At 66.1% G+C, this 15,898-nt stretch carries 15 protein-coding genes; 3 read left to right on the top strand and 12 right to left on the bottom strand.

Going from position 1 to position 15,898, the window contains the following annotated elements; all coding sequences use genetic code 11:
- Positions 1-12 precede the first annotated feature (12 nt).
- The gene (locus H7J89_RS17995; RefSeq protein WP_264045181.1) at positions 13-513 is read right to left on the bottom strand and encodes an oxidoreductase; all 501 of its coding nucleotides are present in this window, start codon (positions 511-513) and stop codon (positions 13-15) included.
- A 209-nt stretch (positions 514-722) separates the two neighbouring features.
- Between H7J89_RS17995 and H7J89_RS18000 the strand changes: the two genes are divergently transcribed.
- Positions 723-2,693, top strand: a complete 1,971-nt coding sequence (locus tag H7J89_RS18000; protein ID WP_264045183.1) for a SpoIIE family protein phosphatase — start codon at positions 723-725, stop codon at positions 2,691-2,693.
- Here H7J89_RS18000 and H7J89_RS18005 read toward each other — a convergent pair.
- From H7J89_RS18005 to H7J89_RS18030, 6 genes are all read right to left on the bottom strand, one after another.
- Positions 2,690-3,934, bottom strand: coding sequence for an acyl-CoA dehydrogenase family protein (locus H7J89_RS18005; RefSeq protein ID WP_264045186.1), 1,245 nt, complete (start codon positions 3,932-3,934; stop codon positions 2,690-2,692). The genes H7J89_RS18000 and H7J89_RS18005 overlap by 4 nt on opposite strands.
- Complete coding sequence (locus tag H7J89_RS18010; RefSeq protein ID WP_264045188.1) at positions 3,931-5,073, bottom strand: acyl-CoA dehydrogenase family protein; 1,143 nt, start codon at positions 5,071-5,073, stop codon at positions 3,931-3,933. The genes H7J89_RS18005 and H7J89_RS18010 overlap by 4 nt, the downstream gene beginning before the upstream one ends.
- A gap of 96 nt (positions 5,074-5,169) precedes the next feature.
- Positions 5,170-6,141, bottom strand: a complete 972-nt coding sequence (locus H7J89_RS18015) for an alpha/beta hydrolase (RefSeq protein ID WP_264045190.1) — start codon at positions 6,139-6,141, stop codon at positions 5,170-5,172.
- A 138-nt stretch (positions 6,142-6,279) separates the two neighbouring features.
- Positions 6,280-7,428, bottom strand: coding sequence for an amidohydrolase family protein (locus H7J89_RS18020; RefSeq protein ID WP_067260962.1), 1,149 nt, complete (start codon positions 7,426-7,428; stop codon positions 6,280-6,282).
- Positions 7,425-8,471 (bottom strand): amidohydrolase family protein, encoded by a 1,047-nt coding sequence (locus H7J89_RS18025; RefSeq protein ID WP_264045194.1) that lies wholly within the window; start codon positions 8,469-8,471, stop codon positions 7,425-7,427. The genes H7J89_RS18020 and H7J89_RS18025 overlap by 4 nt, the downstream gene beginning before the upstream one ends.
- The gene (locus H7J89_RS18030; protein WP_264045197.1) at positions 8,468-8,851 is read right to left on the bottom strand and encodes a Rieske (2Fe-2S) protein; all 384 of its coding nucleotides are present in this window, start codon (positions 8,849-8,851) and stop codon (positions 8,468-8,470) included. Before H7J89_RS18030 ends, H7J89_RS18025 begins: the two co-directional genes overlap by 4 nt.
- Before the next feature lie 125 nt (positions 8,852-8,976).
- On the opposite strand from H7J89_RS18030, the gene H7J89_RS18035 reads away from it, so the two are divergent.
- A complete protein-coding gene (locus H7J89_RS18035) occupies positions 8,977-10,203 on the top strand; it encodes a cytochrome P450 (protein WP_264045199.1) in 1,227 nt (408 codons plus the stop codon).
- Entirely contained in the window at positions 10,200-11,357 is a 1,158-nt protein-coding gene (locus tag H7J89_RS18040) for a Zn-dependent alcohol dehydrogenase (RefSeq protein ID WP_264045201.1), read from the top strand. Before H7J89_RS18035 ends, H7J89_RS18040 begins: the two co-directional genes overlap by 4 nt.
- Here H7J89_RS18040 and H7J89_RS18045 read toward each other — a convergent pair.
- The 5 genes from H7J89_RS18045 to H7J89_RS18065 all read right to left on the bottom strand — a co-directional run bounded on the left by H7J89_RS18045 (position 11,350) and on the right by H7J89_RS18065 (position 15,820).
- The gene (locus tag H7J89_RS18045; RefSeq protein WP_264045203.1) at positions 11,350-12,087 is read right to left on the bottom strand and encodes an SDR family NAD(P)-dependent oxidoreductase; all 738 of its coding nucleotides are present in this window, start codon (positions 12,085-12,087) and stop codon (positions 11,350-11,352) included. The two genes, H7J89_RS18040 and H7J89_RS18045, sit on opposite strands and share 8 nt — an antisense overlap.
- Positions 12,084-12,524, bottom strand: coding sequence for a VOC family protein (locus H7J89_RS18050; RefSeq protein WP_264045205.1), 441 nt, complete (start codon positions 12,522-12,524; stop codon positions 12,084-12,086). The genes H7J89_RS18045 and H7J89_RS18050 overlap by 4 nt, the downstream gene beginning before the upstream one ends.
- Before the next feature lie 68 nt (positions 12,525-12,592).
- On the bottom strand, positions 12,593-14,497 hold the full coding sequence (locus H7J89_RS18055; RefSeq protein WP_264045207.1) for a YhgE/Pip domain-containing protein: 1,905 nt from the start codon (positions 14,495-14,497) through the stop codon (positions 12,593-12,595).
- A 2-nt stretch (positions 14,498-14,499) separates the two neighbouring features.
- Entirely contained in the window at positions 14,500-15,177 is a 678-nt protein-coding gene (locus H7J89_RS18060) for a hypothetical protein (RefSeq protein WP_264045209.1), read from the bottom strand.
- Positions 15,164-15,820 carry a TetR/AcrR family transcriptional regulator gene (locus tag H7J89_RS18065; RefSeq protein WP_264045210.1) on the bottom strand — a complete coding sequence of 219 codons (657 nt, stop codon included), beginning with the start codon at positions 15,818-15,820 and terminating at the stop codon, positions 15,164-15,166. The genes H7J89_RS18060 and H7J89_RS18065 overlap by 14 nt, the downstream gene beginning before the upstream one ends.
- Positions 15,821-15,898 lie beyond the last annotated feature (78 nt).

A 15,898-nucleotide genomic window follows, 5' to 3' on the forward strand; every position in this document is an offset into this window, starting at 1 on the left:
CCTGGGCTCCAGTCAGTCGTACCACTGCTGCCGTTGCGGGTAGGCCACGTTGACGCCGGACAGCACCGTCGTGTGCACCGAGATGAACGCGGCGGCGAACACCAAAGCGAACGTGCCCGGCGCCAGATCCCATCGGCCGGTCAGCGACTCCAGCCCCGGCGGGCTGACCCAGCGGCTGACCAGGTAGACCACGAGGAAGGCCAGGCAGACCAAGCTGCCGAGATACCACCCCGCCTGTGGCACACGCGGTTTGAAGGCGAACACCATCGCGGCCGCGGCCGTCAGGCTACACACCGCCAGCAACGCCGAGTAGACGGCGAAGTACCAGGGAACGCCGGGTTCCCTGATCCATACGTAGGCATGCACCGCCACCAGGCCCACCAACAGCGAGCCGCCCAACGCGGTCACTGTTCGCGGCAGGTTGAACGCAACCCAGCCGTTCAGGGTGAGCACCGGCGAGGTCACGATGCTGCGCCAAATCGAGATCAACCGGCGCGGGCCGACATTGACCATGCGAGCGTGGTACCCACGCTGATTACTTACAAACCGTCCTGGTTAAATTGCCGGGCTCGAGCCGGCCCGCGCGCCACGCTGGGAAAACTGTTGCATTGAGCATGCGGCTGCCATTGATACGCTTACTGACTGTGCCTGGCGAGTGCTCAGCGCTTTGTGACCAGCTTGCGGGACTCAGCCCGAGAAGGGGTCCGTAGGAGGAACGGTCAATGGCGGCCGAAAGAAACTGGGACAAGACCGTGGGCGCGGCCGACGACGTCCGCCGCATTTTCGAGAACGTCCCCGCGCTGTTGGTTGGCCTCGAAGGGCCCGACCACCGATTCGTCGCGGTCAACGCCGCTTACCGAGCGCTCAGTCCGCCGATCGACAGCATCGGGCTCCTGGTGCGGGAGGTCTACCCCGAGCTGGAGAGCCAGCAGATCTTGCCGATGTTCGACCGGGTCTACGAGACGGGCGAACCGCAATCGGGAACCGAGTGGCGGGTGCAAGCCGACTTCGAGGGCTCGGGGACGGCACAAGAGCACTTCTTCGACTTCATCGTCACGGCGCGGCGCGGCGACGACGGCTCGATCGAGGGGGTACAGCTCGCGTTCGTCGACGTGACCGACCGGGTGCGGGCACGGCTGGCCGCCGAGTCGCGCATGAAGGAGTTGTCCGAGCGGTACCGCAACGTGCGCGACTCGGCCACGGTCATGCAGCAGGCACTGCTGGCGCCGTCGGTACCCGTCGTTCCGGGCGCCGACGTGGCCGCCGAATACCTCGTCGCCGCGGAGGACACGGCCGCCGGTGGCGACTGGTTTGACGCGATCCCCCTTGGGGATCGGCTGGTGCTCATCGTCGGCGACGTCGTCGGCCATGGCGTCGAGGCGGCCGCGGTGATGTCGCAATTGCGCACGGCGCTGCGGATGCAGATTGTGGCGGGGTACCCGCTCGCCGAGGCGCTGGCGGCGGTCGACCGCTTCCACGAACATGTGCCCGGCTCGAGGTCGGCCACCGTGTGCGTGGGGTCGCTCGACTTCGGCACGGGCGAATTCCAGTACTGCACGGCCGGGCACCCGCCACCGTTGCTCGTCGGTTCGGAGAGCGATTCGCGTTACCTTGAGCCGTCCGGCGCCGGGCCGCTGGGCAGCGGCACGGGTTTCCCGGTGCGCACCGAATTCCTGGACGTGGGCGACGCGGTCATGCTCTACACCGACGGTCTTATCGAACGTCCCGGCCGGCCGCTGGTGGCCAGCACCGCCGAATTCGCCGACTTGGCGGCCACCATCGCGCGTGGCCAGGGCGGGTTCGTGATCGAGTCCTCGGGGCGGCCCATCGACCGCATCTGTTCGGAGACGCTGGAACTGCTGCTGCGGTCGACCGGCTACAGCGACGACATCACACTGCTTGCGGCGCAACGGCGTACGCCGCCACCACCGCTCCAGATGACGCTGGATGCCACGATTCATGCCGCGCGCGCGGTTCGCTCGCGCCTGCGTCAGTGGCTCTCCGAGGTCGGCGCCGCGCCCGATGACATTTCCGACATCGTGCACGCGATCTCGGAGTTCGTCGAGAATGCGGTCGAACACGGCTACGCCACAGAGGTTTCCGACGGGGTCGTCGTGGAGGCGTCGCTGGCCGGGGACGGCAACCTGTACGCGTCGGTCATCGACCACGGGCAGTGGAAGGATCATCGCGAAGGCGAGCAGGGTCGTGGCCGCGGGCTTGCCATGGCCGAAGCCCTGGTATCCAGTGCCCAGGTCACTCACGGGCCCGGCGGAACCACCGCCAGGTTGACGCACCGCCTGTCGCGGCCCGCCAATTTCGTCACAGATACACTCGTCAGCCGGGCCGATCGGCAGCAGCGGTCGACGAACTCCGAATTCGTCTCCGTGGTCACCGAACCGGGCCGCATTGTCGTCAGCGGCGACGTCGACTCCACCACCGCCTCCACACTGGATCGCCAGATCGCGGTCGAAAGCCGTTCCGGCGTAGCGCCGTTGACCATCGATCTGAGCGCCGTTACCCAGCTCGGGTCGGCCGGCGTCAGCGCGCTGGCGGCCGCGCGCGACCGCGCACAACGACAGGGCAGTGAGTACGTGCTGGTGGCCCCGCCGGGAAGCCCGGCGCACCATGTCTTGTCGCTGGTACAACTCCCGGTGGCCGGCGGGCTCGCCGAGAATCTCGTCGCCGAGGGCTAGGGCCGGTCGGATCGCCGGCCGTGCCGCACCTGCTTGAACGGCACGCCCCGGTCGGCTGCGTATTCCCGCGGAAAGCCAAGCACCCGCTCGCCGATGACGTTGCGCGCCATCTCCGTGGTGCCGCCGCCGATGGCGACATTCTGCCGCGACAGATACCGCAGCCCCGCCTCCAGTCCTTCGCCGATTTGTCCCACGACGCCGGCCGCACCCGCGATCGCGAGCGCGGTGTCCATCTCGAGGGTCACTGTTTCGGAGTGGAAGAGCCTGATGAGCGTGCCCGCCTCAGGAGGCAGGACACCATCCCTGACGTTGCGGTACACATGGTCGATCAGCTGCTCGGCCACCGCGCGATGCACCAGCACCCGCCCGGCCAGCTCGCGCACCCGTTCGTTGTCGGCCTGGCCCGTCTTCTCGGCAAGGTCGGCATAGTCGATCGGCGTCGTGTGGCCACCCTCGTGGCCTGCGCCACTGGCGAACTCGGAGCCCTGCCCCACCGCCCGGCGCTCGTGGTACAGCTGCCGCGACGCCACCGCCCAGCCATTATCGACCTCCCCTACGACGGCGTCGTCGCCGACGTCCACCCCATCGAGGAACTCCTCGCAGAATTCGGTGGAACCGCTCAGCATGGTGATGCGCCGCAACGTAATTCCCGGATGAGCGATGGGCACCAGGAACATCGTCAAGCCCTCGTGCTTGGGCACATCCCAGTTGGTGCGAGCCAGACACAGTCCGTAGTCGGCGGCGAACGCGCTGGTGCTCCATGTCTTGGCGCCATTGAGTACCCAGCGGTCGCCCCGGCGCTCGGCGCGGGTCAGGACGCCGGCCAGGTCGGATCCGCCGCTTGGCTCGGACAGCAGCTGCACCAGCACCTCGTCGCCGCGCAGCGCCGCCGCGATGTGTTGCTTCTTCTGATCCTCACTGCCGGTGTCGAGCAGCGTGGCGCAGCAGATGGTGAACGTCGGGGTGTTGAGGATCAGCGGCATCTCGTAGTCGATGGTCTCCGCGTCAAATGCCTTCTGGTACTCGTAGTCCAGGCCGAGGCCGCCGTACTCGCGCGGGAAACAGATCCCGGCGAATCCGCCTTCGTACAGCCGCTTTTGCAGCTCCCTTGCCCGCAGCCAGGATCGTTCGTCGTCGCGCGGGGCGGGCGGTGGGCACTCGGGATCGATGCGGGGCATGTTGCCCGCCAGCCATTCCCTGGCCCGGGCCGCGAACTCGGCAACGGATTCGGTCGGCGTCATTTGTTGGAACGACCCAACTTCTCGTGTTCATACACGCGTAGGTTGTGTTCCTCCGGTGTTCCGAACATGGAGCGGTACAACGTGATTCGGCGCAGGTAGAGGTGCAGGTCGTGTTCCCAGGTGACGCCGATGCCCCCGTGCATCTGCACGCAGGCCTGGACGATCTGGCCGGCCATCTCGCCCACGTAGGACTTGGCGATGCTGGCCGACAGGCCCGCCCCGGGTGAGTTGGCGGCGACGTCGGCGACCGCCGCGGCCGTGGTGGCTCGGCAGGCTTCCAGCCACAGCTTCATGTCGGCGAACTTGTGCTTGAGGGCCTGGTAGGACGCCAGCGGGCGCCCGAAGGTGTGCCGGTCCAACGCCCACTGGACGGTCAGGTCGAACACCGTCTGCAAGACGCCGACCACCTCGGCGCACTGCAGGATCTGGGCGATTCGGCTCTGCCGGTCGATCAGCGTGGCGGTCTCGGCGGCGGTGCCGACCGCCGCCGATCGATCCACCATCACGCCGACGAAATGCGCCCGGGCATATTGCTTGACCAGGTCGACCGACTGCTGGGGCTCGATCGTGACGCCGGGCGCGTCCGTGGGTACCAAAAACTGGCGGAGCTCCTCACCGCTGCGAGCCACCACCAGCAGCACCGCGCTCTGCGCGCCGGCCTCGACCCGGTCCTTGGTGCCGTCGATGCGGTAGCCCGAATCGGTCGGGGTGGCCGTCACCGACGGATTCAGCGGCGCCCACCCCCGGCCCGGCTCCGAAACCGCCCACGATGCCACGGTTTCACCGGACACCAGCGCCTCGATGATGGCCGTGTGCGGTTGCCAGTCCGCACACTCGACGAGTGCGGACAGTACGACGCTGACCGGATACAGCGGCCCGGGCGCCACGGTCTTGCCGAGCTGTTCGGCGACCATGGCCAGATCCGCCAAACCGCTGTCCGAAACGCTGCCGCCGCCCAATTCCTCCGGTACCAAGAGGCCCGTCCAGCCGAGCTCCGCGGCGCGCCGCCACCAGGCCGGATCAAACGACACCCCGGCGGCGTGCAACTCCCGCACGCGCCGCAGCGGCGCTTCCTTTTCCAGAAACGCCTGAGTGGTCGAGGTGAACAGCGTCTTTTCGGGAGAGTCGAGTGTGGTCATGCTGCCTCTCGTGGAGAGTTCTCCGGCGTTTTCGATGGTAGCAACGAGCTCTACGGTAAGAGATACCGGAGTTCCGTCGATAGCACTGCTCAGCGTTCACATGGCGAACACGCGGCGCAGCGACCGCGCGTGCAGCGCCCGGTTCTCCTGAGAAACCACCCAATCGGGAACCAACGCATCGAAACCGTTGAATGCCGCTGCGATGACGTGCAATTCGGTGTGCACGTAGGCGTGCAACAGCCTGTTCGCGTAGTCGATGGCTTCGTCGCGGCACGGATCGATCTCCGCGCAGCTGATAAACGTCGGCGGCAGGCCCTCGAGGTTCGCGCGGTGCGCGGGGACGTGCTGGCCGTTGGCGCTCGCGTGACCGAGGTAATGACCCCACGCCCGGCTCACGGCCGGCCCATTGAGGCCCGGCGTGCGCTGGAACTCGCGCCGGGATTGGGTGGCGTCGGAATCGAGCATCGGCTGGTGCAGGATCTGCACCAGAATCTGTGGGCCTTCGTCATCGAACATGCGCTGACTCAGGCCCGCGACCAGCGCCGCGCCCGCGTCGCGGCCCATCACCGCGATGCGGTTTACGTCAACCTTCAGCTCGGCGCAATTGCGGATGGCGTAGTAGAGGCCGGCCTCGACATCGTCCAACGCAGCCGGGCACGGGTGTTCCGGCGCGAGCCGGTAGTCAACCGATACCACCAGGCATCCGCCTTCTTTGGCCAGCTCTACGCACGGTGCATGATCGGTGTCCAGGTTGCCGGTCACGAATCCCCCGCCGTGGGCGTACAGGACAATGGGTGCACCTGACCCGGCTCGATCGAGGTCGGGACCCCGGTAGAAGCGGAGCTTCAGCTCATGGCCGCCCGGCCCGGCGATGCTGCGCGTTTCGACGGCCACATCGACGGTGCCGACCGCGGCGGCGCGCTCGGCTGCGAGCCGGTTGGCGTGCTCCCGTTCGGCGGGCAGTGTCTCGGCGCGGAATTCGACGACGCCCAATGCGGTGGCGGCCTCCCGGAGCACCGGGTCGATCCGGTTAAGGCCCTGTGGCCGCGTCAGATTCGTTTGTGTCATACCTTCTCGTCTTCCGGGGCTCGTCATGCGGGCTCGTCCGGTCCGGGCGCGGGGCCGTGCCGGAAACCTTCTTCAAGGTAGACCTGCGATTCCGGGTGTTGAAAGACGAGGTGCGTATCGCTTCAGCTCGGGCGGAATTCACCGTTCGCCGGGAAGCGCCTTGACCGTCGCCGGCAGCCCGTAGAGAGCGGTCGCGTTGCCGCGCATGATCCGCTCGCGCTGGTCGGCCGGGAATCGGTTGATCGCATAGGTTGGCGAGTCGTAGCTCCAGTGCGGGTAGTCCGTCGAGAACATCAGGTTGTCGCCCAGGTCCATCATCTCGAGGTACTCGCGGAACTGCACGGTGTCAGCATCTTCCAGCGGCTGGGTGGTGAACCGAACATGTTCGCGCACATACTCCGACGGACGGCGACGCACGTGGGGCAGGTCGCCGCGGCGGGCTTCCCAGATGCGGTCCATCCGCGACATCACCGGCATCGCCCACGTAAAGCCACCTTCGACGAACACCACCCGCAGGTCGGGGTGGCGGTCGAAGGCGCCGTCGAAGACCAGGCTCATCAGGTGCGAGACATATAGCAGTGGCCAGGACGCGAAGAAGTCGTGCCAGTGCGCGGGGTTGCCGACGGGATAAAGCGGGATCAGCTCGAACGGTGTCTGCCCCATCAGGTGCGTGGCGACCGGGAAACCGTTGCGCGCCGCGGCTTCATAGAGCGGGTCGAAATGTGGGTTGCCGAAGGGGATCCCACGAGTCTGCGGTGTCATCAGCACCTGGGCCATGTATGGGTGTCCCGCCCACCGTTCGACCTCGCGCGCCGCCTGTTCGGGCGTCTGCGCGCTGACGCTGATCGATCCGCGCCAGCGGCCGTGCTCGTTGTTCGTGTCGAGCCAGACGTCGGCAAGCCAGTCGTTGTAGGCGGACTTCAGAACGTGTTCGGCCTGTGGCAGCTGGGCGTCACACATCGGTTCCAGCGTCGCAATGCTGACGCCGGCGTCGAGCAGCAACTGCTTGGCGGCGAACTCCGGGTCGCTGCCCGCGAACCCGCCACCCGGCGGGGCGGCATCCATGCGCAGCGACATGGTCTTGTACGAATCCGGTGTGTCGTAGAAATGCGGCACCGGGGTGACGGCGTTTCCGGTCGGCCATATCTTGTCCACCCATTCGGGCGGCGCGTACGACTTGAGCACGTCGGTCGAGACGGGCAAGGGGTGCACGTCGGTGTCCACGATGCTCACCGCAATTTCGTCGTCATGACCGGTCGGCGAATCGACCCGTTCGATCGTGGTCATCGGACACGCTCCTTCAACCCGTACAGCTCGCTGGCGTTTCGCCACAGCACCTTGTCGCGTTGGGCGGGATCGAGGCCCTCGGCAATGGTCTGCGGCGGAGTAGTGGACCAATGGGGATACGCCGACCCGTACATCAGCAGGTCGGACTTGCCGCTGAACTCCAACCAGCGCTGCGCGTCGCCGGCGTCGGTCGGCCCGTCGAACGCCGACGAGCAGAACCTGACGTGGCCAGGCAGGTATTCGCTCGGGTAGCGGTCGACCCACGGTGTCTGGTCGCGCATCGACACCCAGAAGGTGTCCAGCCGCCAGATCAACGGGGTGAGGATGTCGTAGCCGCCGTCGGCGAAGACGAATTTGAGGCCAGGGTGCCTGCCGAACATGCCCTCGACGATGAGGGTGGCCAGATGTACGAAGTAGTTCAGCGGCATGAACGCGGCATATCCCGGATAGGTATGAGCGTGCCCCGCGAAGGTGGGCGGGTAGTCGACGCCGTTCCCGCCGTTGATGTGCACCGCCACTGGCAACCCGTGGGCGGCCGCGGCCTCCCAGATCGGCTCGAACATCGGTTTGCCGTAGGGCTCGCGTGACTGCATCGGGACACCGACCTGGACCAGCTTCGGGTGATCGCCCAGGCGCTCGATCTCCGCGACCGCCCCCTTGGGGTCTTCCGGATTGACGCGGATGGTGCCCCGGAATCGATCGGTGTTGTCGGGCTCGATCCAGCGGTCGAGCAGCCAGTCGTTGACCGCTGCGCAGATTCTGCTGTTGAGTAGGTAGTCGGCGATGTTGCCGCGGGTCAGCGGGTTGAGGATGGCGTACTCGACGCCCTGCGCGAACAGGTCGCGACTGACCGTCTCCGGGTCGGACCCCGGGTAGTGCTCCCCGTAGAGGTCCTGCCGGTAATCGCCGCCGGGCGCGGAGTACCACTGCTGTTCGACGTCGGGGATCGACCGCAGCTGGTGGGCGGCGGGCAGGTAGCGCCGGATCTCCGCGTTGGAGCGGAAGTGCGGCTGCACGTTGGCATCTATGACCTGGTTGATCATGCGGTCAGGTACACCTCCCCGTCGGCGACATCGACCTGGTAGGTGCGGATACGCCGCGTCGGATCGGCGAGATTTTGACCGGTGGTGATGTCGAATTCCCAGTTGTGCCAAGGGCACCGGACGATTTGACCGTCGCGGACGCGCCGCAGCCCGCCGGGTTCGTCGGGGGCGAACTCGTTCGTCCCGCCGAGAAGACCCAGGCACAGCGGGGCGCCTTCGTGCGAGCAATAGTTCACGATCGCGTAGAACTGGCCGCGCACGTTGTACACGCCGACGCCGAACTTCCCGACGTCGACCAGCTTCATTCCGCCGGGCGGCAGATCGTCCAGCGAGCACACGAATCGCCGCTCGGCCACTTCCATCACCGCCTCCGACGCCACGCAGCATCAATACTGTGCCCGTTACGGTAACCACGACAAGCCGTTGGGCTTAGTTGCTATCTATACTATGATAGCGATGATCCCGCATACCAATCCGCTTACCGGCTGCCCAGGAGGAGCGCTGAATGACGCTCAGCACCGACCCCGCCAACCAGCCCGTCACACTCGACCTCACCGGCGAAACGAGCCCCTACCCGTTCTTCGAATACATGAGGCGCACTGACCCGGTTTGGCACGGCGCGCTGACGGACCACTCGCAGATGCCAGAAGAGCTGCGGCCGAACGACGAGTGGGTGCTGTTCGGTTACGACCCGGTGTTCCAGGCGTTCCGCGACGACCGCATCTTCAGCTCTCACAAGTACGACGAGACCATCGGTTTGGTGATGGGCCACACCATTCTGGCGATGGGCGGCAAGGAGCACCACGATCATCGCAACCTAGTGGCCAAGGCCTTCCGCGCCACCGCCCTGGAACGCTGGGAGCCGTCGGTCATTGGACCGGCGTGCGATCAATTGGTCGACGAGATCAAAAACGACGGCCACGCGGACCTGGTCAAGGCGGTGACGTTCGAATTCCCCACCCGCATCATTTCCACGCTGCTCGGCCTGCCCCCTGAGGACCTCGACTTCTTCCGGCGGTTGTCCCTGGACCTCATCTCCATCCCGACCGACATCATGGCCGGGCTCAACGCGGCCGCGGAGCTGCACGGCTACTTCCTCGAACAGGTCGAACAGCGGCGGCGCAAACACACCGACGACATCATCGGCGATCTGGTGGCCGCCGAGATCGACGGCGAGAAGCTCACCGACGAGGCGATCATCGCGTTCCTGCGCCTGCTGCTCCCCGCCGGGCTGGAAACCACCTACCGGTCGTCGGGCAACCTGCTCTACCTGCTGCTGACCCACCCCGAGCAGCTCGAGCTCGTCTACCGGGACCGGTCGCTGATACCGATGGCGATCGAAGAGGGCCTGCGCTTCGAAACCCCACTGACCATGGTCATGCGGACCACCACCCAAGACGTCGAAATCGGCGGCAAGACAATCCCGTCCGACGCGCAGATCGACATGTGCATGGGCTCGGCCAACCGCGACGAGACCCGGTGGACCGACCCCAACACCTTCGACATCCGCCGGCCGCGCCAAGCGCACATCGCGTTCGCCGGCGGTATCCACATGTGCCTCGGCATGCATCTGGCCCGGCTCGAGACCCGGGTCATGCTGAACAGCCTCTTCGACCGCGTCAAAGATCTGGCCTTCGTGGCCGATGACGGAACCGGCCAGGAATCGAAGATCGTCGGGCTTACGTTCCGTTCCCCCAACAAGCTTCCGGTCACGTTCGCCCCGGCCACATGAAAAGCCGCGCGGCGCTCCTGCACGACGTCGGCGGGCCCTGGTCCGTCGAGGAATTCGAACTCGATCCGCCCCGCGCCGGCGAAGTCCTGGTCGAGATGGCGGCGGCCGGCCTATGTCACTCCGACGACCACATCCTCAAAGGTGACATGTCGGCGCCCAACGAGGTGATGCGATCCCTCGGCCTGCCGACCATGTTCCCGACGATCGGAGGTCACGAGGGATCCGGCATCGTGCGCCAAGTCGGCGATGGTGTAACGGATTTCGCCCCCGGCGATCACGTGGTGATGTCGTTCGTCGCGGTATGTGGACAGTGCCGCTGGTGCGCGACAGGTATGGAATACATCTGTGACGTCGGCGCTTTCACCCTCACCCCCGGAATGCCCACCGACGGGACCTTTCGCCATCACACCGCCGACGGCCGGCCGCTGGGCCATCTGGCCAAGGTCGGGGCGTTCGCCGAACACACTGTGGTGTCGACGAATTCACTGGTGAAGATCGACCCGAACCTGGCGCTGGCGCCGACCGCGCTGCTGTCGTGTGCGATTCCGACCGGTTACGGTTCGGCCGCCAATCGCGCCGGAGTGCGCGGCGGTGACACGGTCGTCGTCATCGGCGCGGGCGGAATCGGCACGGGTGCGATCCAGGGCGCACGGATCAGCGGCGCCGCGCAGATCATTGCCGTGGACCCGGTGGACTTCAAGCAGAAATCGGCGCTGCGGTTCGGCGCGACCCACAGCGCTGGAACGATCGCCGAAGCGCAGGAAATGCTGCGGGACTTGACATATGGCGTCATGGCCGATGCCGTCGTGGTCTCCCCTTCGTTGATCACCGCCGGTGACGTCCGCGATGCGCTGCAGCTGACCCGCAAGGGCGGGACGTGTGTGCTCACCGGCATGACATCGCAGTTGACCCGGTCGGTAAAGATCGACCTGCAGGACTTCATCCTGATGAACAAGACGCTGGCGGGGACACTCTTCGGCTCGTGCAACCCGAGGGCGGACATCGCCCGGCTGGCAAAGCTCTATCAAACCGGGCAGCTCCAGCTTGACGAGATGATCACCCGCCGCTATCGCCTCGATGAGATCAACGATGCCTACGACGACCTCCGCAACGGCAAGATCATTCGGGGCATCATCGATTTCGGGCTCAGCTGAGCCCTTTCCGGCCCAACACCCGTTGCAGTTGACCGTAGGCGTCGATCGGACTGTGCAGCGCAAGGCCGCCGTCCGCGTGGACGACTTGGCCCGTCACCCAGGGCAACTCGAGGACACCCATGATCGCGCCCGCCACGTCGGCGGCGTCCCCCAGCCCGCCCAGCGGCGTCCGTTCGGACAGGCCTTCCACCCAGCCTGGTAACTGTTCGGGTTTCGCCAGCATCGGCGTGCGCGTGACGCCCGGCCCGACCGCGTTCACCCGGATGCCGTGCGCGCCCCACTCCGAGGCGGCGACCTTCACCAACATGTCCACCCCGGCCTTGGACACGCAGTAGGCACCCATGTCCCGATCGGCGACGGTGCCGCTGATGCTGGAGACGGCAACGATCGAGCCGCCGACCCCGGCGTCGACCAGTGCCCGCGCCCCGGCGCGAATCGTCAGCCAGGTGCCCGTGAGGTTGACCCCCAACACCCGATTCCAGTCCGCGGGTGACTGCTCGAGTAACAGGCCCGACGCGCCGACTCCGGCGCAGGTGACGATTCGCGCGGGCGCGCCGTGGTCGCGCACGGTTTGCTCCATGGCGGCCGACACCGCGTCGGGATCGCTGACGTCGCAGGCGATGTCGCCACCGACCAGATCCCACACCACTACGTCATGGCCCGCATCGCGCAGCCGTCCGGCAACTTCACGCCCGATTCCGGATCCGCCGCCGGTGACCAGCGCCGTCATTGCGCCGGCCCGATCAGCTCGACCAGTACGCCGTCGGGCGCGGTGATGACGGCCATCGGCACCGTCTTTCCGCCCAGAGCCGGCATGGTGATTCGATGAACACCGTCGGCGAACCCCAATTCGGCGAGCCTGGCGAGCGTTTCGTCGACGTCGCGCTGTAGGGAGAGCAGAAAGAAGCCGTGCCGCGGACACTGGGGCGGCACAACCGCCTCGTCGGCGCCGTCGAAGACGACCAGTTCGACGATGCCGGCATCGGATGCCTGGGGATCGCCCAGGAATATCGATTGCAACCGGTCGGTCTTGGCGCCGAACAGTTCTGGCCAATTCCCGGTGAACGTGTGGTCGAAAAGTTCGGCGAGTCCTAGGCCGTCACGCCAGAACCGCTTCGAGCGCTCGACGTCGGCGGTACAGATCGCGGCATGGTGAACACCCAACATCGGCTTCCTCTCGATTGCAGAGCTTGTCCACCATCATGCAACGTCGATTGTTGACGCGGAACGTTTGGCTACATCTTGATCGCGGGGATCAACCTGCTGAGATTCCAGACCCGGTCTCTTCGCGCGCACAGGCAGGAGATCGCCAGTGCGACAGCCGTTATCCCAATCAGGACGATGATCGCCTGCCATAGTCGGGCGTCGATCCCGCCGAGTATGAGCTGCCGGAGTCCGTTGACGCCATAGGTCATCGGGTCGAAGCGGTGCAAGATCTGGAAAGGCCGTGACGTGGTTTCCACGGGATACATGCCGCCCGCGCTGACGAGCTGCAACATGAGCAGGGCCATGATCAGCACCCGGCCCACCGCCGGACCGACAAGCGCGTTGATCGCCTGGGTCGCGGCCACGAATGCACCGGAGATCAGCATCATGAACCCCAGCATCGCCGCCGGGTGCACGGCGTGCACACCGAGGGCGAATCGGACCACGCAGTAAAGGATGATGGCTTGGAATACCGCGATCGCGGCCGCAGGCAGGTAGCTGGCCAGCACCACGCGGATCGCGAGCACCTCCGCTGCGATGGCGCGACTCTGCAAGGGGCGCAGCACCATCCACAGCACCAAGGCGCCGAAGAACAAGGCGAGCGTGAGGAAGAACGGGGCCATGCCGGTGCCGAAGTTGGGCGCGGCGTTCTCATGTGAGGCCTCGAGTTTTACCGGACCACCGATGGTGTCGGCGACCGCATCCTTTTGCTGGGTTGTCCAGTTGGGCACCTGTTTGGCCCCGTCGGCGAGTTTGGTCGCCAGCTCGGCCGATCCCGTCTTGAGTTGTCGTGCGCCGTCGTCGAGTTTGGCGATGCCGCCGGCCAATTCGGCGTTGCCGGTGGCAACCTGCTGGGCTCCGTCGCGCAGCTGGGTGAGCCTGTTCGTCAGGTCCTGCCCCTTGCTGCCGACCTGGTCGAGCGCCGAACCGAGCGGACTGCCCGGGGTACGCAACCCCGATGTCAAGGCGATCGCCGCGTTCTGCGCATCGGCGAGCTGTTGGCGGATCTGGGGCGTGAACTGGTGGCCCCGGAGCTGATCTTGGATGCCCCGCAGGTTGTTTGCCAGCGGATCCTGTCGTGCGGAGAGCTGATCGATCACCGATGAGAGCGAGTTTGCGGCAGCATCCTGCGCCGTGGCGATCGCACCGATCTGGTCGTTGGCCTGCTGAAGCGCGGATGCGCCCTGTTGCAGTTGTTGCGTGCTGCCGCCGATTTGCGAGACCGCCTTGGTCACCGCGAGCAGCGGGTCGGTGGCCTGGTTGATTCCGTCTGAGAGTTGCTTGGCTCCAGCGGCAAGCGTTGCCGAGCCGGACCGGGCGGTGTCCAGACCGGCCACCAGCTGACCGGCGCCGTCATCGAGTTGAGCGGCCCCGTCGGCGGCCTGCTTGATACCCGATCCCGACGAAACCACCACCGACAGCACCTGATTGACGGCTTGTCCGGAGATCCGGCTGGACACGGCGTTGAGTACCTGCCCGATGGCGGTGCGACCGATGCTCGTCGAGATGTAGTTGTTGGCGTCGTTGTAGACGGCGATCAGGTTGGCCTTCTTGGGTTGCCCGGTCACCGGTGACGCGATCGCCGCGCTGAAGTCCGGCGGCAACTCGACCATGAAGTAGTACTTGCCGTGGTCGACTCCGTTGCGTGCCTCCGGCAAGTCCACGACGTGCCAGTCCAAACCGCCGTCCGCGGTGAGGCTTTTGGCGATCTCCGCCCCCGCGTTGAACTGCTGCCCGGACACGACGGCGCCACGGTCGGAGTTGACCAGCGCCACCGGCATCTTGTTGGTGTGGCCGAAGGGATCCCAGAACGCCCACAGGTATAGCGCCCCATACACCAGGGGCAGCAGCATCAGCACGACGATGGCAACGCGCGTCAATCGGCTACGGCCGAAACGTTTGATCTCCGAGCCGAAGGCGAGTCCAGCCAGCATCTTCAGTCCTCTCCGGTCACGATGCGGTGATCGTGTAGTTCGTGGTCGGGTGCGTCCCCACCGAGCGGGTTGGTCACCCCGACGACGACGGTGCGCTGCTTGGCGATCACGCCGAGCCTGTCGGCCGCGATCGCTCGCCGGGAATTGTCACGAACCTGTTCGAGATCGCCGACCACCAGGATCGGACGATGCGACAGCAACGCCAGCGTGATTCGCATCAAAAACAGTTCCAGGTCCGACAATTCCACGATGTAGGTGTCGTGGGACGGTGGAGGTACTTCACCGAAAACCTCGGTCAGCTCGGCCGGACCCGCTTGCAGCGGCACCGATGAATACCACGGCGCCAACCACCGGCGTTGCTCGGCGAGCACGGTCCCCACGGTCACCGACTCCTCCAGGTCGTCAATGTCTTCGAAGGCCGCGATCGAGCAGTGCCGACGGATCGCGTGCGCGGTTGTTTCGCCGAGGACGGTCAGCGTGCCGCGGCTTGGCTTGAAACGTCCCGCGAGCGTCAGCAGCAGCGTGGTCTGGCCAGGTCCGCCGGGCATCTGAATCGCGTGAAAACCCGGGGTGAGCGCGAGATCGATATCCGAGAAGAGGGGGCCGTGCTCGCCGTCGACGCCTAAACCGCGGGCCGTGATCACCGGCGCCGCAGCTTCCGGCACGTCATTTGTATCCATGGTGGGCCTCTCCCCGATCGGCGGAAACCAGGACCGATTCCAGCGCCACGGTGATGAGCTCCGCGAGCAGGTCGGGGTTCATGGCCCCAGGACGCAGGATTTCTTCCATCGCGATGCCGAGGTTGATCGTGACGACGAGCTGGGCGACGTCGGCCAGCTCGCGATCCGACGCCACGGAGGGGGTCGATCTGACGATGTGCAGCGCTTGGTCGGCGGCGGCGGCGCGGCGGCGTTCGATGAGGCGCTCGCGTAGTTGGGGGTCACGCTGGGCGCGCAGCCAGTATTCGACGAACAACACGTAATAGTCGGAATGGTCGCGAACAGTGTCAAGTACCGATCTACTCAATTCGCGTGCGGCCGCGACGATGTCGCCGCCGCTGCGGTCCAGCGCTGTCGCAATCTGCTCGCCACGAAGCTCGAACTGGCGGTCGAGGAGAGCCAAGACCAGCTCGTCCTTGGATTCAAAATTCGAATAGACCGCACCCTTGGTGAAGCCCGCGGCCTGCCCGATCGCATCGATAGTTGCACCGGCGAACCCTTCGGCGGCGAATACCTTCGACGCCGCGTCCAGGATCCGGTCGCGGACCTCGTCGCGAGTGGGGCGGGTTCGGAGCGGCTTGACGGGCGACATGACCAGCAGCATACTCCTCAGTATCGATTGGATACCAACTGGTATCGAGAAGAAGGGTGCGAGGCTGGCCTGGCTCCACGGCATCGCCGG

It is taken from the genome of Mycobacterium paraffinicum (genome assembly GCF_025822865.1).
GTDB classification, from domain to species: Bacteria; Actinomycetota; Actinomycetes; order Mycobacteriales; family Mycobacteriaceae; genus Mycobacterium; species Mycobacterium paraffinicum.